Below are 17,726 nucleotides of genomic sequence, written 5' to 3'. Positions count from 1 at the left end.
GCGGGGCGGCTCCGCGGGGCGGGGCGGGCGCAGGATACTCCGCCCCGCCCGGCGCCCTGGAGCTCCTTTCGGGTGGGTACTTCGGGTGGGTACGGAGTACCGGGTACGAGGTACGGCCCGATCTGACCTCGGCGCTCGCGTACCCTGTACCGAGTACCCTGTACCCACCTGCACGTTGCTCTAGACGGCCTCGGCCAGCCGGTAGCCCACGCCCTTGACCGTCTCGATGTAGTCGCTCCCGATCTTCTCCCGGATCTTCCGCACGTGGACGTCGACGGTCCGGTCGACCACGACGACGTCCGGCCCCCAGACGGCCGAGAGCAGCTCGTCGCGCTCGAACACGCGGCCGGGGTGGCTCGCCAGGAAGAACAGGAGCTCGAACTCCTTGCGCGGGAGCCGGAACGTCTCGTCGGCGTCTGGGCGCTCGACGACGTACCGCTCGCGGTCGACGACGAGGTCGTGGACGCGGACCTGGCTCGTCGTCGCCCCGTCCTCGCGCTCGACGCGGCGCAGGAGCGCCTTCACGCGGCTCACGAGCCGCTTGGGCGAGACCGGCTTCGGGAGGTAGTCGTCGGCGCCGGCCTGGAGGCCCGCGATCTCGTCGCGCTCGTCGGTCCGCGCCGTCAGCATCAGGATCGGGGTGAGCCGGAGCGCGCCGCGCTCGCGGACCTGGGCCGTCAGCGCGATCCCGTCCATCCGCGGCATCATGATGTCGACGACGAGGAGGTCCGGCCTTTCGGCTTCGGCGAGCGCCAGCGCCTCGACGCCGTCGGCCGCCGTGAGGACGGTGAAGCCCTGGGCCTCGAGCGCGTACTGGATCAGCTCGACGAGGTCGGGCTCGTCGTCGACGACGAGGACCGTGGCGGTCTCGGGGGCCATCGGGGGCGGGGCGGGCGGGGCGGCCGTCAAGCTAGGGCGGGGCGGCCGCGCGGCGTGTTACCGCTCCGTGTCCTGAGCCGACCACGCGGGCGGGGCGGCCCTTCCACCGCCCCGCCCCGCGCACCACCGCCCGGCGTGGGCCGTTGGGGGACCTTCTGGAGCGCCCGGCGTTGGACGACGTCCCGCCCCGCCCCAGGTTATTCTGGCCGCCCCGCCCGCCCTGCCCATGCGCCGCCCCGCCCCGCCCCCGTTCGCGCTCCTGGCCGTCCTCGCGCTCGCCCTCGCGGCCTCCACGCCCGCCGCCGCCCAGCGGACGGCCGATCTCCCCGGGCGGCAGGCGCCCGTGGCGCTCACCGACGCCCCGGGCGGGCTCAGCCTCGGGAAGCTGTTCAACGCCGAGACCCTCAAGCTGGGCCACTCCTACGAGCTCTCGTACGGGTCCGGCCCCGCGGGCGGCGTAGGCCTGGGCGTGTTCACGTCGTCGCTCCGCTGGCAGCCGTCGGCGAAGCTGGCGGGGCGCGTCGACGTGGGCGTGGCGCACAGCCCGTTCGGCTCGGCCGGCGTGCAGTCGGCGCTCGGGTTCGACGGGGCGAGCGACGTCCGCGTGTTCCTCCGCAACGCCGAGCTGGCCTACCGGCCGACCGAGAACATGACGTTCCAGCTCCGGGTGCAGCAGAGCCCGCACGGGACCTACGGCTCGCCGTACGGCTACGGGCGGGGCTACGGCTACGGGGCCTACGGATACGGCCCCGGCGCCTATGGGCGGGCGTACGGGCGGACCGGGTTCTCGGCCACGTTCGCGCCGTCCGACGGCGACGCCCTCTTCTTCCGCGACGGCCGGTAGCCCCGTGGCCGACTCGCGGCTAACGGACGGCCTCCTCAACGTGGCGCTCGTCGCGGGCGGGGTGCTCGTCCTCGTCCTCCTCTACGGGTTCGCGAGCCGGACGTTCGTGCCCCGCACGACGCCGACGCGCGAGGTCGCCGAGGACCTCAGCCGGATCAAGGTCGAGGTCCGCAACGGCTCCGTCGTCGACGGGCTCGCGTCCCGGACCACGGCCCACCTCCGCCGCCGCGGCTTCGACGTGGTCGGCCTGGGGAACGCCGACCGCCAGCCCACGTCGACCGTCGTCGTCCGCGCCGGGACCCCGGGCGACGCGCGCCACGTGGCGCAGGCGCTCGGGCTCAGCCCCGAGGCCGTCGTCACCGGCGGCCCCGCCAACGACTACGCCCTCGACGTGACCGTCACGCTGGGCGCCGACTACCCCGCGCTCGCCCCCTTCGACCGCCCCGCCCCGCCCGCCTCCGACTAGCCCCCGACCGTATGCCCTCCGCCTCGCCCCAGCCTCAGAGCCCGCCCCGCACCGGACCGACGCCGGGCCGCGTGCTCGCCCAACTCGCGCTCGACGCCGCCCTCGACAAGCGGGCGCTCGACGTGGCCGTCATGGACCTCCGGGGGATCTCCGGCGAGGTCGACTACTTCGTGCTCGCGACCGGCGAGTCGGACCTCCAGATCAAGGCCATCGTGGACGGCGTGGTCGACCGGCTGCGGACCGAGGCCGGCGAGCGGCCGGTCTCGCGCGAGGGGCAGCCGGGGACGAGCCGGTGGATCGTGCTCGACTACTTCGACCTGGCCGTCCATGTGTTCGACACCGAGTTAAGGGCGCACTACGACCTGGAGCGGCTCTGGGGCGACGCCCCAACCCAGACCGTCACCGACGAGCACCCGACGGCCGCGCTCCTCGAAGAGGGCACGCCGCCGCCGAACGCCGCCGCGCCCTCGGGCGAGACAGACGAGGGCGCGACAGGCGAGGGCGAGATGGGCGAGGGCGGGGCGGACCCGGAGGGCGCGTGACGGCGCGCGCGCTCCTCCTCGGCGGTGCCCTACTCCTGACCGCCTGCGGCGGCTCGGGTGAGGCCGCCGCGCCCGACCGCTACGGGTACCGCGTGGGCGGGGCGGTCGGCGGCCGCACGACCGTCGCGCTCGCCCCGCCCGACACCACCGTCCGCACGCTCGCCTTCCCCGCCGTCGTCGACTCCGTCGGCGTGCGCGCGGCGGGCCGCCCCGCCCCGGGCGACGGCGTGGCGGTCGAGGCCGTCGTTCTGGGCGCGTTTCCCGACGCGTGCTCGGCGCTCTCGGACGTTCGTCAGGAGCGGGCGGGCCACTACGTGACGGCGACGCTCGCCATGCGGCAGCCGCTCGAAACGGTCTGCGCGGCGGTCGTCCGGCCGTTCCGGTTCTACCTCCCGCTCGACGGCGCCTTCGCGGCCGGCAGCTACACGCTGAAGGTCAACGACACCGTCGTTCCGTTCCAGGTCCTCCCCGCCCTCCCCGAGCAGTGAGCCGACCTCTCTCTCCAGGGGCGGGGCGGCTCGTCGCCGCCGCGGCCGTCGTCGGTGGCCTGATGGTGGCGGCCGGCGCCTTCGGGGCGCACGCGCTCGCCGACGCGGTCCCCCCCGCCCGCCTCGACGTCTGGCGGACGGGCGCGGCCTACGGGCAGGTCCACGCGCTCGCGGCCGTTCTCGCGGCGCTCGTCGCCGGCCAGACTGGCGCGCGCGCGGCGCTGCGGGCGGGGTGGCTGTTCCTCGCCGGCGTGGCGCTGTTCTCGGGGAGCCTCGCGGCGCTCGTGCTCCTCGACCTCCCCGCCCTCGGGGCCGTGACGCCGCTCGGCGGCGTGGCCTTCCTCGTCGGGTGGGGCACGCTGGCCTGGGCGGGGTGGTCGAATGCGGAATGACGAATGTTGAATGGCGAAAGTGGACCGCCCTTCGCCGTTCAACATTCCGCATTCTCCATGCCTAGCCCGTTTCCTCGTCGAAGAGGATCATGAAGCTGGGCGCCAGATTCTTGTCGCGGGCGAGCGCCATGAGCACCTCGGCCGCCTCCTCGGGCGTCCCGTACGTCCCGTGCTCCTCGCCGTCGACGGCGAGCGCGTAGTCGACCTCGCCGTCCTCGTCGGCGTCCAGCTCCTCCCACTCGACGGCCTCCTCGATGAGGAAGGTGTCGCGGTCGGGGTCGTAGGAGGCCAGGTACCGCTCGCGGACGCTCTCCTTGTCGATCAGGCTCACGTTCCCGAGCGCCCCGTACTCCTCGTCGTAGAAGAGGGACTCGGTGAGGAGCTGGAGGGCGAACTGCTCGACGTTGAACGGGGCGGCCATGGCGTGTGCGCGGGGAGGAGGGAGACAAGAGGGGGTCCGCCGTCCGGGCGGGGCGGGTGCAACGTACGCCGCCCCGCCCCGGGTTGCGCCTGCGGGAGAATTACACGCCCGCCGGCGCGGCGCGCTCTGTGTCCACCCCGCCCGCCTCCTCCAGGTCGAGCCCCAGGCGGTCCGCGAGGTGGGTCAGGAGGCGGTCCGTCACGGCCGCGGGATCGGCGAGCCGGGCGCCCTCGGCAGCCAGCGAGGTCACGGCCCGGTCGGCGATCCCACACGGGACGACAAGGTCGAACAGGGCGAGGTCCGTCGTCACGTTGAGGGCCAGGCCGTGCATGGTCACCCAGCGGCTGCACCGGACGCCCATCGCGCACACCTTCCGCTCCGGCCGGTCGTCGGGGCCGACCCACACGCCCGTCCGCCCCGCCACGCGGCCGGCGGCTACGCCGCCGTCGGCGCACGTGCGGATGACGGCCTCCTCGAGCTCGCGGAGGTAGCGGTGGAGGTCGCGGAGCGGGGCGCCCTCGGGCGTCTCCAGCCGGTCGAGGTCGAGGACCGGGTACACCACGACCTGCCCCGGCCCGTGGACCGTCACGTCGCCGCCCCGGTCCACGCGCACGACCTCGACGCCCCGCCGCGCGAGCTCGGCTTCGGGCGTGACCACGTTGGCCGCGTCGCCGCTCTTGCCCAGCGTGATGACGGGGTCGTGCTCGACCACGAGGACGGTGTGCGGCGGGGACTCGGGCGGGGCGGCCCGCTTCGCTGCGATGAGGCCGTCTTGGAGCTCCTGCTGGAGCGCCCACACGTCCCGGTACGGCGCGCGGCCCAGACGAACGACGTGGGCGGGGTGGGACATGGCGGGAAGGCGGAAGGCGGGAGAACGCCCACCCCGCCCACGCGGGGTCAAGGCGGCGAGGCGAGGGCGGGGCGGGAGCGCCGTTGCATGCGACGGCGGGCCGGGGCGGGCCGGCGTGTCGTGGCCGCATCTCGTACCCGATACCCCGCACCCCTGCCCTAGTTCGAGAACAGGACGCGCAGGTTGACGCCGCCGTTGAAGCGCGTGTTACCGCCGCCGCCGAGCGTCTGGTCCAGGCGCTCGTAGGTCGCGAAGACGTCGGCCGTGACCCGGTCCGAGACCGTGTAGCTGACGCGGGGCGAGAGCAGGAGCCGCTTCGTGAACCGCGGCTCCGGGTCGCGGAACGGGTCGCCGTCCCCCTCCGGCTCCGCGTCGCCCCCCAGCGCCTCCGCCACGACGCGGCCGAGGTCCTCGCGGAGCGGGTACTGCATAAAGTGGTCGTCGGCGAACGACGCCGTCAGCGTCACGCGCACGTTGTTGTTGAGCCGGCCGAGCCCGAGCAGGTTCAGGCCCGTCTTCGCGTACCCGACTTCGAGCCGGACGTCGCGGGCCGACTTCTCGTTCACGTCCGCCGCCGCCGTCGCCAGCTGGTAGACGGTGCTCTGGTTCCACTTCACACTCGTCTGCACGCCGCCCTTCCACCCGACCGTGACGCCGAGGAGCGGCTGGAACCGCTGGTTGACCGAGAGCGAGACCGGCTCGTCGAACCCGTCCTCCGCGAACGTCGCCGCCCCGGCCAGGCGCACGCCGTCGAGCTCCGGGAGCCGGGGCCGCTCGGGATCGGCGTAGAACGTGCCCACGCCGACCTGGCTCGTCGACGAGTACCCGTGCTGGAGCGAGACGCTCTCCGCGAGCGACCGGAGCACCGGGAGCCGTTCGAGGCCCGAGTACGTGACGGTCCAGCTGGGGAGCGGGACCGGGTAGAACCCGCCCGGCCCGAACCGCCCCGCCCCGCGCCCGAACTCGGCGCCGAAGTCCTCGGCCAAGCCCGTCGGCGAGAGCACCTCGGACCCGATCGTCTGGCCCCGCTCCGCCCCGCCCGCCGCCTCGCGGTCGGCGAGGTAGCGGTCGGCCTGGCGCCGGACGAACCCGCGGTACGACGCCCCGAACGAGAGCACCGTCGCCTCGCCGGCCCCCCGGAACTGCGGGAGGCCCTCGCTGAGCCCGCCGAGGAGGTTCGGGCTAAAGCTCCGGTCCCTCGTCGACGACCACCCGACGCGCCACGTGAGGCCCACGTTGAGGCCGCGGAACGGCGACAGCTGCGTCCGCGCGTCGAGGTCGTGCTGCGTCCCCGACTGGTCGCCGAAGCGGTTGACGCGGTCGTCGAACACGCGGCGGTCGAGGCCGAGCTCGCGGTCGAGCCCCAGGCGGTAGCCGATGGGCGGGGCGGCCCCCGAGAGCGCCGAGAACAGGCTGTACCCCTGCCCCTCGAGCCCGCCCGTCGCCGACGTCAGCGAGCCCCGGTACGTCAGCGTGACGTCGTCGATGCCGGTCAGCCCCAGGAACGCGCCGCGCGCGAGCCGGACTGGGAGCGCCCCACGCCCGGCGCTGTCGGCCGCCGCCCCGCCCTCGGCACTCCGGGCCTCGGCGCCCGGGGCCGCCCCGCCCCGCCCCGCCGCCGCCTCCAGGCGGCGGTAGAACGGGAACAGGCGCCAAAAGTCACGCGGGACGATCCGGAGGCTGGACTGGACCTGGCCGCGCGTGCCCGCCGAGGCCACCTCGAGGTCCGGCGCCGACGCGATCGGCTGGTCGGCCCACGAGTAGTTCGCCGAGTAGCTGAGGGCCTGCGGCTGGAGCCACGACAGCCACTTGACGCGCCGCGTGCTCACGCGCAGCGTCGTCGTCAGCGTCTGGTCGTAGCGCCGCGTGCGGAGCCCCGGCCCGCTCCCGAACAGGTTCCCCAGCGCCTCCCCCACGGGCAGCACGTCGATCGCCGCCCCGCCCAGGACCTCGACGCCCGCCGGGAACGCCCCGTCCTCCAGGAGCCCGGCCGCCGCGAGGTCGGCCAGCACGCCGGGGTCGTCGCGGACGTCGCCGCCGGCGAGGTCCAGCGGGTCGAACTCGTAGACCCGCTGGAACGGGCCGCTCGGGTCGCGGACGAGGTAGCGGAGCGTCTCGCGCTGCCCCGCCCGCCCCAGGTCCTGGTCCGTGTTCGAGGCGTAGCTCAGCTGGAGGAACGAGAACGGGTTGTAGCGGACGTCGATCTGGCGCCCGTGGTCGAACAGCTGCGTCCGCCGCGTAAAGGCACGGAACGACTGGACCTCGTCGGGCTCGCCCAGAAACTGCTCGCGGAGGCGCGGCTCGGTCGCCGACGTCCGCCGGGCGACGTCGGCCGAGAGGCTGAGCGACTGGGGCAGCAGGTTCAGCTGGAGCCCGCCCAGCACGCTCCCCAACACCGGCACGCCGCGCGCGAACCCGAACGGCCGGACGGGGAACGGCTCCGGGACCGTCAGCCGGTAGGCGAGGTTGCCCGTCCACGTGTCCTGGGCGCTCCGCGCGCTCGACGGGTTCCGCCCGTCCTGCGTCGAGAGCGTGTAGCTCGCCGTCAGGCCGTCGACCGTGTAGCGGAGCCACGGCGAGCGGCTCCCGGTCTTCGTCGCCTGCACGCGGACGTTCCGCGAGCTCGTCGCCGTCTGCGCGCGCCGCACGACTTCGTCGGCCGTCAGCTCGCGCCGCCCCGCCCCCCCGCCCTGCTCCGCGACGGCGTCGGCGAGGTCGTCCAGGCGGACGTCGCCGTTGTCGGGGTCGAACCGCGGGGTCGACGTGTTCTCCGTCGCCGAGACGCTGACGGGGATGGCCCACCCGAACCGCTCGGGGAGCAGCTTGTGCGCCGCGAACGTCGACGTGAGCGTGAACGCCCGCTGCGCCGCGAACGACCGCCCGCCGAGCGCCCCGCCCAGGTCGCCGAACCCGTCGTCGATGAAGCTCAGCCGGGCGTTCACCGTCGCCACGTCGGCCAGCGCCACGTTCGCGAGCAGGAACCCGCTCCCGCCGCCCTCCTCGTCGTAGCCCGACACGCGGAGCTCGTTGTACCACACCTCGACGTCGAGCGGGGCGGCCGCCCCGCCCGGCGCGTTCCGCACGCCGAGCACGACCGTGCGGACGTCCTGGAGCGACGGCTCGCCGCGGACCGTGAGCCGCGCGCCGGGCGCCACGCCGTCCTCGGTGGCCGCCCGCGTAAACCGCGCCCCGGGCGGGGTGGCGCTGAGGTCGCGCGCGCGCTTGAGCGCGTTGAGCTCGCGGAGCACGAGGTTGACCGGGTTGAGGTCGACGCGCGCGCCGCCGACGGGCACCTGCGTCTGCCACAGGCTGTCCGAGCGGGCGCAGTTCGACGGCGCCGCCGGCGGGCACGGCGCGAGCGCCGCCAGCCGCGCGGGGTCGAACGGGTACGCCGGCTGCTCGATCTCGTAGTAGTTCTCGGCCTCGTCGTCGCCAATGCGGAGGAACACGCGGACCGAGTCGCGGCGGTCGAACCCGTCGCCGTGGACGGCCATCCGCAGGTTCCGGTACTTCGTGAGGTCGAGCGGCCGCGTCGCGTACGACCGCACGATCGCCGCCCGGCGCCCCTCGCCCAGCCCCTCGGCCCGGAACACGAGCGCCTTCTCGCGCTGCGTCTGCGCCGCCCCGCCCGAGACCGACGGCGTCGTGTTGAGGACGGTCCCGCGCGGGACGGCGTAGGTCGAGGGGTTCTCCTCGTTGTTGATCGAGGCCACGAACAGGCTGGGCTCGGGGCCGAGCGTGGACGTCGAGTCGCCGGCCCCGACGCGGCCCACCTGCCCCGACTTGAGCCACTGGCTCCCCGCCAGCTCGAACGACGCGAACCGGATCGTGGCCGGCTTGTCGTGGCCCGTCGTCCACAGGCGGACGGCCTCGATCCGCGAAAAGTCCGACGTGTCGGCCAGCCCCACGACGGTCCGGTCCGGGGTGCGGACCGGGATGCGGAGGAGGTACCACGTCTGGCGCCCGGCCACGCGGTTGTCGACGTCGATGGCTTCGCGGAAAAAAGGGCTCGCGCGGAGGCCGGCGTCGTCGAGCGGGATCTCGTAGCGGTGGTACTGGTCGGCCGTGTTGGTCCGGCCGTTCTCGTCGATGTCCTCGTTGTCGGGTCTCGCCGTCAGGCCCCGGCCGCCGTCGATGATCCGGCTCCGCGCGATCGGCGAGTTCAGCTCGGTCGCCGGGTAGTAGGCCCCGTACCGCTCCTGGACCGACGCCCCGCCCGGAAAGAGCGGGCCGTCGAAGTACTCGTCGTCGTCGAAGTTGTGGAAGTCGTCGCCCGAGGGGTCCGCGAGCGCCCGCGCGCGCACCGCCCCGCCCGCGGGGAGCCGCGCGAGGAACGGCGCGAACTGGGACTCCTCGCTGAACGCGTAGGGCGTGCCCCCACTCGCCGTGAGGGCGGGGCGGGTCGGGAGCCCGTCGATGCCCACGTCCTCGGTCTGCCCCGTCCCGTCGAAAAAGTCGACGACCCCGTTCGCCTGCTGCGACGGCCGGCGGCTAAAGGCGTCGAACGGCGCGGCGTCGACCGACGGGTTGTTGCCCAGGCCATCCTCGCTGTTGAAGACCCCGTTCGGGAGGACGTCCTCGTTCACCTGGCCCAGGTCGAGGTACATCCGCGCGCCCGGCGCGACCGGCTCGCGCCCGTCCCGGCCGCCGAGCGGGGCGAACAGCATCTCGACGAACTCGACGTTGTTCCGGCCGCCAAAGTCCGAGAACGCGCCCTCGATCGGGCGCACGAACCCGCCCCAGACGTCGCGGCGCCGCGGGCCAAGCGTGGCGTCGAGCTCGTCGCTGTAGTTGTGGGGGCCGCGCCGCGTCGGGTCGAAGTAGACGTCGAGCAGGCCGAGCGGGAGCACGTCCTCGCGCGTCGGCGTCCCCGGGATCTCGTACAGGTCGACCCGCGAGATCGGCGACGCCGCCGGCGTGAGCAGGCCCCGCTCCTCGTACCCCTCGTAGTCCCCCTCAGCGAGCGAGTACCACGTGAACAGGCCGCGCCAGTTGTTTTTGAGGTCGGGGGAGGTCACGCCCGCCCCGCCCGCCGGCCGGAGCGTCGTGCCCGGCGGACCGGCCGACTCGGGCGCCGCCGCGAGGGACCACCCCGTCGTCTGCTGCGGGGCCGTGTACGCCGTCTCGCTCCCCTCGAAGTCGTCGATGTAGCTGACGCCGGCGAGCTCGTCGTCGGCAAAGTCGAGGCCCGCGTCGCGGAGCGCGCCCCGGGCCTCGCCGAACGTCCGCGTCTGGGGGTGGCCCGGCGTCAGGCGGGCGTACTCGCCGCGGAGCTCGACGGCCGACGGCGCCCGCGTCTGGATGAGCGGGAGCGCGTCGACGGCCCTCGTGAGCCACCGGGGCGCGGCGAGGTACGAGCCGTCGACGCCGACGACCGTGTTGTCGAGGGCCTCGGCGCCCACCTGGAACTTGCCCACGCCGACCGGCGGCCGCTCCGAGAGCTGCATCCACGTGGCTCCGAGGAGCGCGTTCTCCGAGATCCGGTAGTCGGCCCGGAGCCCGAGGAGCGTCTTCGACGTCACGGCGAACAGGTCCTGCTGCTCGGCCGTGACCTCGATCTGCTGGCCGCTCTGGAGGTAGAGCGGGTTGACGATCTCGACGGTCCCGCTCGTGGTGTTCACGCGGTAGTCGGTGCCCTCGGCGAGCTCCCGGCCGTCCGACGTCACGCGGACGGTGCCCTCGACGATCTGGAACCCGAGCGGGAACACCGACTGCGTCGCGCTCCGGTACTCGCCGGCGATCCGGTAGCGCGCGAGCCCCTGGATCTGGCGCTGCGCGTTGGCCCGCTTCACGTCGTAGAGGTCGCGGGCGTCGGGCCGGGCGCCGAGGACCGGGGCGTAGAGGTCGAGCGCGGCGGCCTCGTCGAGGCCCTCGAACGCCACCGTCAGCCGGTCGCCCCGGGTCACGGTCTGCCCGGTGCGGATGAGGGCCTCGGCGTAGTCGCCGAACGGCTGGCGCGTGGGGAAGATGACGCGGCCGGCCCCGGGGTCGATCGTGTAGCCGACGCGGAAGTCGAACGTGTTGTCGGCGCGCGACTGGCCCTGCTCGCCGAGCCGGTCGAGCCCGAACGCCGCGAGCAGCGTGCGCCCCCCGAGCGAGAGGCCGCTGGGGATCTCGTTCGGCGTCCCGCCGGGGGGCTCGAACGTGAGGGCGAGGTCGAACGTGGACGCGCTCAGGCTCCGCCCGCCGACGCGGTAGACGTTGCGGAGCGTGAGGTCCCAGAGGGGGTCCTCGGGGACCGGCGTCGGCGCGCGGAGGAGCTTGAGGATGGTCCGCGGCCCGGTCTGCGCCGAGCTCTGGGCGGGCTGGAGGTAGTCGCCGACGCTGACGAGGCGGCCGTCGGCCGTCCGGTACTGGTAGGCCACGGCCAGCACCTCGTCCTCGGTCAGCGCCGTCGTCAGCGAGAGCCACCCAAGCTGGCCGTCGACGGTGTAGTCGACGCCGTCGCGGAGGAGCCGGAACACGTTGTTGAAGAGGGCGCTCTGGGGGATCGAGGCGCCTGACCCCAGGATGTTGTCGGCGCCGGTCGAGGAGCCGTCCTCGCGGACCGGGGCGAGGATGGCCTCGGTGTACTGGTCGAGGGCGGGGTCGGGGAGCGGGGCGGCGGCGTTCTCGTACTGGCCCGTGGCCGCGTCGAACGCGCCGAGGTAGGCCTCCCCGCCCGCGAGCACGGCGGCCGGCTCGCCGAGGTCGGCGAGGGCGACGGCCCACGTCGTCTCCTGGTCCTCGCGGATCAGCGTCCGCAGCGACGGCTCGTGCTTCCACACCTGGACGCCGACGAGCTCGCGGAAGCCGGCCTGGCCGGGGGCGCCCGGCGGGAGCGTCGGCTGGCTGGGGTCCTGGTGGCCGGCGTCCCACCAGTTGTGGAAGGCGTAGCCGAGGAAAAAGTGCGTGTCGTCCTCGTAGTCGTAGGGCGCGAGCGCGAACGTCCGCACGTCCGCCCCGCCCGTGATCGTCTGCTGGACGGTCTGGGCGTCCTTCTGGCTCGCCACGGCGGTGACTGCGAGCGGGCCGAACTGGAAGTCGGTGCGGAGCCCGAACAGGCGCTGGCCGCCCTGGATGAGCGTGGCCGGCGTCTGGAGGAACACGTTGCCCGCCTCGAACCGCTGGAGGATGTCGTCCTCGTAGCCCTCGTAGACGAGCGAGACCTGGTTCTCGAACTCGAACTGGCTGTTCGTGTCGTAGTTGACGTTGACGGTCAGCTTGTCGCCGACCATGCCGGCGATGTTGAGCGTGAGGTCCTGGCCGAAGTCGGGGTCGACGCCGGGCGGCTTCAGCCGCCGGGCGGCCTGGATGTCGCTCTGGTCGTAGCGAACGCCGAGGTTGAGGTCCGACGTCCCGTTCACGGTCAGCGACACCTCGTTCTTCCCGAACAGGGTGCGGAACGCGCTCTCCTCCCCGCCCGGGATCTCGACGGCGAACCCGAGCCCGTTCCGGCGTGTCTGGCGCTGGGAGCGCTGGGCGGCCAGCGACCGGAACGTCTCGCCGACGGCCTCCTGCCGCCGGGCCATGAGGAACTCGCCGAGGCCGACGTCGGCCGGCGCCCGGACGTCGGCGTCGCCGACCGTCTCGCGGACGCGGTAGCGGTAGGCGGCCGAGTCCAGCGTGACCTCGCGGCGCCAGTACGTCCCCAGCCGGCCGCGGACGCCGGGCCGCCGCCGGGCCGCGAGGGCGGCCCCGAGGCCGGGCGCCCGCGGACCGCGGAAGTAGGCCTCGGCCCGCTCCGTGGAGTCGGCCGCCCCGCCCACGAGCGCAGAGTCGCCGGCGGCGGGCGGGGCGGCACGGAGCGGGACCGCCGCGGGCGGGGCGGGGGCGGGCGGGGTGGTGCGGACCGTATCGCTGTCGGCCGGGGCCAGCCACCCCGCCCCGCGCGGCGCGCCGGGGCCGGCCTCGACCGTGCCCGCGTGCGCGGCGAGCACGAGGAGGACGCCGACGGACGCCGCGCCGAGGAGGGCGAGGCGCCGGCGGGGCGTGGGGGGAGTCCGCGGGGTGAGCGCGCGCAAGACGTCGGTCGGGCTGCTAGGAGCGCCTGCGCTCGGGGGACGGCCCAGACGGGGCCGTCGGCGGGAGCAGGCGGGGCGTAGCGAACTCGGCGATAGGGCGCGGGCGGGGTCGGCAGGCGGGCGAGCCCCCGGACGGGGCGGGGTGGCGGCCGCCTCCAGAAGCGTGCCGTCTTACGCGGGGAAGCTACAGGGACGGGCGCGGACGGACAAGGGAGCTTCTCCGTGCCCAACGGGCGACGCGGCCCGCGGCGGCGGTGGCCCGGCGGGCGCCCGTCCGTGTGTAGTTTTTGTCCCCCCACCGCTCCATATGTCCCGGTTCCGACTCGCCCTCCTCTGCGCCGCGCTCGGCGCGACCGGCTGCGGCGGCCTGGGCGGGGCGGCCACCCCGCCCGCTGTGACCGCCCCGCCCGCGGCGGCCGACACGGCGGCGGTGGGCGCCGGCGTCCGCGCGGCGCTCGCGGCCCAGGTCGAGGCGTGGAACCAGGGCTCGGTGCGCGGCTTCATGGAGGGCTACGCCCAGACCGACACGCTCACGTTCCTCTCGGGCGGGGCGGTCCGCCGCGGCTGGGACGAGGCGCTCGCCGGGTACCAGCGCGGCTACCCCGACGCCGAGGCCATGGGCCAGCTCGTGTTCTCGGACCTGACCGTCCACGCCCTCGCCGCCGACCGCGCGCTCGCGTGGGGCCGCTGGCGCCTCCAGCGCGCGGGCGACGCCCCGGGCGCGGGGCCGGGCGGCCTGTTCACGCTCGTCCTCGCCCAGACGCCCGACGGCTGGCGCGTCGTCCACGACCACACGTCGTCCGAGTAGACCCCCACGTTATGCCCGTTGCCCCCGACCTCACCGACCGCGTCGTCGTCGTTACCGGCGCCGCCGGCCGCCTCGGCCGCGTCGTCGTCGACCAACTCGAGGACGCCGGCGCGCGCGTGGCCTCGCTCGACCAGGACCCGAGCGGGGCGGCCGGCGCCCTCGTCCTCAAGGCCGACGTGACCGACGAGCACTCGGTGGCCGAGGCGTTCGGCACCGTCGCCGAGCGGATGGGCACGCCGGACGCCGTCGTCCACACGGTCGGGATGTGGGACGGGCGGCCGTTCGCCGAGACGACGCTGGCCGAGTGGCGGGCGGTCCTCGACGTGAACCTCACGAGCGTGTTCATCGTGTTCCGCGAGGCCGTCCGGCGGATGGCGGCGGCCGGCGTGCCGGGCCACCTCGTCGGCGTGGCGTCGGGGCAGGGCGTGGACCGGGGCGCGCCGGAGCAGGCGGCCTACTCGGCGTCGAAGGCCGGCGTGCTCCGCCTGGTCGAGTCCGTCGCCGCCGAGCACCGCGACGCCGAGATCACGGCGACGGCCGTGGCCCCGTCGCTCATCCTGTTCGGCGACGAGCCCGAGGACGCCCGCGGGGTCGACGTGGCCGAGGTGGCCGGCCTGTGCGTGACGCTGTGCGGGACGGCCGGGACGATCCACAACGGGTCCGTCATGCGCGCCTACGGCTCGATGCGGTAGCGCCGCCCCGCCCGCGGGTGTTGCGTGTCCGGTGTTGCGTGGTGCGCGAGGCCGGCAGTCCGCGGTCGTTCCAGGAGGCGCCGCCCCGCCCGCGCGCTACAGTCCGCCCGCTACAGGTGGAGCCAGGGCGCCAGCTTCTCGAACGTCTTGTCCCCGATGCCCTTGACCTCGACGATCTGGTCCGGGCTCCGAAACGGCCCGTTCGTCTCGCGGTAGGCGACGATCCGCCCCGCCAGCGCCGGGCCGATCCCGGGCAGCCGCTGGAGGTCGGCGGCCGAGGCCGTGTTGAGGTTCGTCGGCGCGGGCGGCGGCTTCGACGCCCGGCGTGGGGCGGCGGCGGCGGCCACCTCGGCGGCGGCGACCTGGGCCGCGGGCGCGTCGGCGAGCGAGTTGGCCGGGGCGGTCTCGGCGGGCGGAGCGGCCCCCGTCTGTGCGGGCGGGGCGGCCCCACCCCGCCCGCCGTCCGCGGCGGCAAAGGCGGCGTCGGCCGCCGCGTAGAGATCGGCCGGAACGGGCTCGGACGCTGACCGGAGGCGCCCGGCGACGAGCCCGGCGGCGAGGGCGCCGAGCAGGACGAGGGCGGCGGTCGCCTCGGGGCCGGTGAGGCCGACGCGAGTCTGGAGACGGTAGAGCCAGCGCACGGGCGGGGCGGCGGGTGGGCTCCGCTAGACGCGCGCCGGCCGGCGACGTAACCCCGCCCCGCCCGCGCTCCTCAGCAATCCGTGAGCGGGCGGGGCGGGGCACAAGCGGGGCGGGGCGGGCGTACCCCGCCCATGATCGTCCGCACCGACGCCGTCGTCCTCCACGCCTTCGACTACGGCGAGACGAGCCGGATCGTCCGGCTCCTCACGCGCCAGCACGGCGTCATCGGCGTCATCGCGCGCGGGGCGCGGCGGCCGACGAGCCAGTTCGGGTCGGCGCTCCAGCCCATGTCGTACGTCCAGGCCGTCTACTACTACCGGCCGCAGCGGGGTCTCCAGACGCTGAAGGAGGCCGCGCCCATTGTTCGGTGGCGCCGACTTGGGACCGACCTCGACCGGGTCACGCTGGGGCTCCGCGTGGTCGAGATCGCGCGCGCGCTGCTCGGCGAGGGCGAGGCCCACCCGCTCGCCGTCAACCTGGTCACGCAGACGCTCGACTTTATAGACGAGTCGGACGACCGGCCGGCGAATGCGCTCCCATGGTTCCAGCTCCGGCTGGCCGCCCTCCTCGGGTTCTCGCCCGACGTCCAGCGCGAGGACGTGCTGGCGCTGGGCGACGACGGCGGGCGCCTCCTGCTCCAGAGCGGGACCGTCCTGGCCGCCGGCGCCGATGCCGCCGAGCGCGGGCGGGCGTCGTCAGGCGTCCGCGCCAGCCGCCCCGCCCTCCGCGCGTTCGCCGTGTTCGCGCGGACCGACCTCCCGACGGCCGGCCGCATGCGGCTCGACGAGCCCACGCGGCGCGAGGTCGAGTCGCTCGCCGACGCCTACCTCCGCACGCACACCGAGGCCACGTACCCCGAGCGGGTCCGCCAGGTGAGCGACCAGATCGACGCCGCGCTCGCGGCCGCCCGCGGCGGGGCGGACTCATCGGGCGGGGCGGCGGGGCGGGGCGGAACCGGATGACGGGGGTGGGGTTCTCCGCTCTAACTCTTGTTGCAACGACGACCACCCCGCCCGACCATGACGCGCTCCTTCCTGATCCCCCTGGCCGCGGCCGGTCTCGTCCTCGCCGGCTGCGGCGACGTGGGCGACGCGCCCGTCGCCGAGACGACGGCGGTCGAGACCGCGACCACCGGCCCGATCACCTTTACCGGGTCCGCCCTCCCCATCTCGGCCACCGACAGCACGGTCCAGTGGACCGGGGCCAAGCTCACCGGCAACCACCTCGGCGGCTTCCGCACCGTCACGGGCGACGTCTACGTCGACGACGGCCAGGTGACGGGCGCCGACATCGAGATCGACATGACGACGGTCTACAGCGACGACGACCGGCTCACGGAGCACCTGTCGAGCGCCGACTTTTTCGAGGTCGAGACGTACCCCGTGGCCCAGTTCCAGTCGTCCTCGATCCGCCCGGTCACGGCGGCCGACTCGCTCCTGCCCGAGGCCGCGACGCACGTGGTGACGGGGCAGCTCACGATGCGCGACCAGACCAACCAGATCTCGTTCCCCGCCGTCATCGAGCGCACGGACGACGGCGCGACCGTCGAGGCGTCGTTCCTCATCGACCGGACCAAGTGGGGCATCACGTACCCGGGGATGCAGGACGACCTCATCAACGACCAGGTCCGGCTCGAGCTCAACGTGGCCACGGGCGACGCGGTCGCCGACGGGCCGGAGCTCGCGAGCTGACGGCTGGACGGCGGAGCGGGCCGCCCCGCTCCACGCGCCTCGTGGGGCGGCTCCGCACGGGGCCGCCCTTTTTTCGTGGCGGTTTCCGCCGCAGAGGGGTTTCGTGATGAAGGGGAACGCCGCGCGCCCTACCTTCGAGGCGTCCAGCACGCAGGTGCCTTGCATGAGCCGTCGCCAACTGACCCACAAGCAGCACGCGTTCCTCGCCTACCTCCGCGACCACGTCGAGACGCGCGAGGTGTGGCCGACGTACCGCGAGATCGTCGACCACTTCGGGTACCGCTCGCCGAACTCGGTGACGCAGAACCTCCGGGCGCTCGCGCGCAAGGGCTACCTCCACCGCGGCCGGGACGGGTACGCGCTCGCCGAGCCCGGCGACGGCGTCCACGTGCGGGGGACGTTCCTGGGCGGCCGCGTCGAGCCGGCCGCCGGGCGGCTCTCGCTCGGCGCGCTCCTCGGCGACCTCTCGGGTCTCCACGCGATCCGGCTCGACGGCGAGGCCGCCCGGACGGCCGAGCTGGGCGAGGCGCACTACGTGTTCGTCAGCGAGGAGGAGGCGGCGGAGGGCGGGGCGGTCGTCGTCACCGACGGGAGCCGCCTGTCCGTCGGCCGCGTGGGCGCTGGCGGCGACGTGGCGTGCGACGACGCCGAGGTCCGCGAGGTGCTCGGGAGCTACGTCGGCCACGCGGGGCCGTACGGGCTCGTGCGCCACGTGCCGGCCTAGGCGCCCGGTGGCCCAGGCTGGGCCGCCCCGCCCCGCCCGTCGCCGCGCCGCCCCGCCGATCCCTTGGCCCGCCGGCACCGCTCGGAGCAGTAGCGGACGGACTCCCAGTCGCGCGCCCACTTCCGGCGCCACGCGAACGGGCGCCCGCACACGGCGCAGGTCTTGGTGGGGAGCGTGGGCTTGTGGTGGGCCATCGGCGGAGGGCGGAGGGCGGAGGGCGGAGGGCGGAAAGATGCGCCACCCCGCCCGCAACGCGCGAGGGCGGGGTGGTACAACGGGCGGGG

General features: G+C 74.9%; 16 protein-coding genes. 10 read left to right on the top strand and 6 right to left on the bottom strand.

Going from position 1 to position 17,726, the window contains the following annotated elements:
* Positions 1-180 precede the first annotated feature (180 nt).
* The gene (locus tag RM540_RS00910) at positions 181-879 is read right to left on the bottom strand and encodes a response regulator transcription factor (protein ID WP_311661302.1); all 699 of its coding nucleotides are present in this window, start codon (positions 877-879) and stop codon (positions 181-183) included.
* 226 nt (positions 880-1,105) lie between these two features.
* On the opposite strand from RM540_RS00910, the gene RM540_RS00905 reads away from it, so the two are divergent.
* Genes RM540_RS00905 through RM540_RS00885 form a run of 5 tightly spaced genes read left to right on the top strand, consistent with a single transcriptional unit; the run spans position 1,106 to position 3,611 of the window.
* A complete protein-coding gene (locus RM540_RS00905; protein WP_311661300.1) occupies positions 1,106-1,723 on the top strand; it encodes a hypothetical protein in 618 nt (205 codons plus the stop codon).
* Between the two features lie 4 nt (positions 1,724-1,727).
* Positions 1,728-2,189, top strand: coding sequence for a LytR C-terminal domain-containing protein (locus RM540_RS00900; protein WP_311661298.1), 462 nt, complete (start codon positions 1,728-1,730; stop codon positions 2,187-2,189).
* A gap of 11 nt (positions 2,190-2,200) precedes the next feature.
* Complete coding sequence (gene rsfS, locus RM540_RS00895; RefSeq protein WP_311661296.1) at positions 2,201-2,731, top strand: ribosome silencing factor; 531 nt, start codon at positions 2,201-2,203, stop codon at positions 2,729-2,731.
* The gene (locus RM540_RS00890) at positions 2,728-3,219 is read left to right on the top strand and encodes a hypothetical protein (protein ID WP_311661295.1); all 492 of its coding nucleotides are present in this window, start codon (positions 2,728-2,730) and stop codon (positions 3,217-3,219) included. Before rsfS ends, RM540_RS00890 begins: the two co-directional genes overlap by 4 nt.
* Entirely contained in the window at positions 3,216-3,611 is a 396-nt protein-coding gene (locus tag RM540_RS00885) for a DUF423 domain-containing protein (RefSeq protein ID WP_311661293.1), read from the top strand. Before RM540_RS00890 ends, RM540_RS00885 begins: the two co-directional genes overlap by 4 nt.
* Before the next feature lie 61 nt (positions 3,612-3,672).
* Here the strand turns inward: RM540_RS00885 and RM540_RS00880 are convergent, their stop codons facing one another.
* The 3 genes from RM540_RS00880 to sov form a co-directional block, all read right to left on the bottom strand.
* The gene (locus tag RM540_RS00880) at positions 3,673-4,032 is read right to left on the bottom strand and encodes a hypothetical protein (protein WP_311661291.1); all 360 of its coding nucleotides are present in this window, start codon (positions 4,030-4,032) and stop codon (positions 3,673-3,675) included.
* Between the two features lie 100 nt (positions 4,033-4,132).
* The gene (gene lipB / locus RM540_RS00875) at positions 4,133-4,882 is read right to left on the bottom strand and encodes a lipoyl(octanoyl) transferase LipB (RefSeq protein ID WP_311661290.1); all 750 of its coding nucleotides are present in this window, start codon (positions 4,880-4,882) and stop codon (positions 4,133-4,135) included.
* A gap of 158 nt (positions 4,883-5,040) precedes the next feature.
* On the bottom strand, positions 5,041-12,885 hold the full coding sequence (sov, locus tag RM540_RS00870; RefSeq protein WP_311661288.1) for a T9SS outer membrane translocon Sov/SprA: 7,845 nt from the start codon (positions 12,883-12,885) through the stop codon (positions 5,041-5,043).
* 307 nt (positions 12,886-13,192) lie between these two features.
* Between sov and RM540_RS00865 the strand changes: the two genes are divergently transcribed.
* Both RM540_RS00865 and RM540_RS00860 read left to right on the top strand, forming a co-directional pair.
* Complete coding sequence (locus RM540_RS00865; RefSeq protein ID WP_311661287.1) at positions 13,193-13,693, top strand: YybH family protein; 501 nt, start codon at positions 13,193-13,195, stop codon at positions 13,691-13,693.
* An 11-nt stretch (positions 13,694-13,704) separates the two neighbouring features.
* Entirely contained in the window at positions 13,705-14,385 is a 681-nt protein-coding gene (locus RM540_RS00860; RefSeq protein WP_311661285.1) for an SDR family NAD(P)-dependent oxidoreductase, read from the top strand.
* A 110-nt stretch (positions 14,386-14,495) separates the two neighbouring features.
* Here RM540_RS00860 and RM540_RS00855 read toward each other — a convergent pair whose 3' ends face one another.
* Positions 14,496-15,026, bottom strand: a complete 531-nt coding sequence (locus RM540_RS00855; protein WP_311661284.1) for a ComEA family DNA-binding protein — start codon at positions 15,024-15,026, stop codon at positions 14,496-14,498.
* Between the two features lie 132 nt (positions 15,027-15,158).
* Between RM540_RS00855 and recO the strand changes: the two genes are divergently transcribed.
* The 3 genes from recO to RM540_RS00840 all read left to right on the top strand — a co-directional run bounded on the left by recO (position 15,159) and on the right by RM540_RS00840 (position 17,442).
* Positions 15,159-15,989: a DNA repair protein RecO gene (recO, locus tag RM540_RS00850; RefSeq protein ID WP_311661282.1), complete on the top strand. Its 831-nt coding sequence runs from the start codon at positions 15,159-15,161 to the stop codon at positions 15,987-15,989.
* Positions 15,990-16,046: 57 nt separating this feature from the next.
* Complete coding sequence (locus RM540_RS00845; RefSeq protein ID WP_311661281.1) at positions 16,047-16,718, top strand: YceI family protein; 672 nt, start codon at positions 16,047-16,049, stop codon at positions 16,716-16,718.
* A 163-nt stretch (positions 16,719-16,881) separates the two neighbouring features.
* Complete coding sequence (locus RM540_RS00840; protein WP_311661279.1) at positions 16,882-17,442, top strand: LexA family protein; 561 nt, start codon at positions 16,882-16,884, stop codon at positions 17,440-17,442.
* Here the strand turns inward: RM540_RS00840 and RM540_RS00835 are convergent.
* Positions 17,439-17,636, bottom strand: a complete 198-nt coding sequence (locus tag RM540_RS00835; RefSeq protein WP_311661277.1) for a DUF2256 domain-containing protein — start codon at positions 17,634-17,636, stop codon at positions 17,439-17,441. The two genes, RM540_RS00840 and RM540_RS00835, sit on opposite strands and share 4 nt — an antisense overlap.
* Positions 17,637-17,726 lie beyond the last annotated feature (90 nt).

This window comes from Rubrivirga litoralis (assembly GCF_031846415.1).
Lineage (GTDB): Bacteria > Bacteroidota > Rhodothermia > Rhodothermales > Rubricoccaceae > Rubrivirga > Rubrivirga litoralis.
The sequence above is the reverse complement of the archived record's forward strand: the minus strand, read 5'-3'. Positions and strand labels throughout refer to the sequence as shown.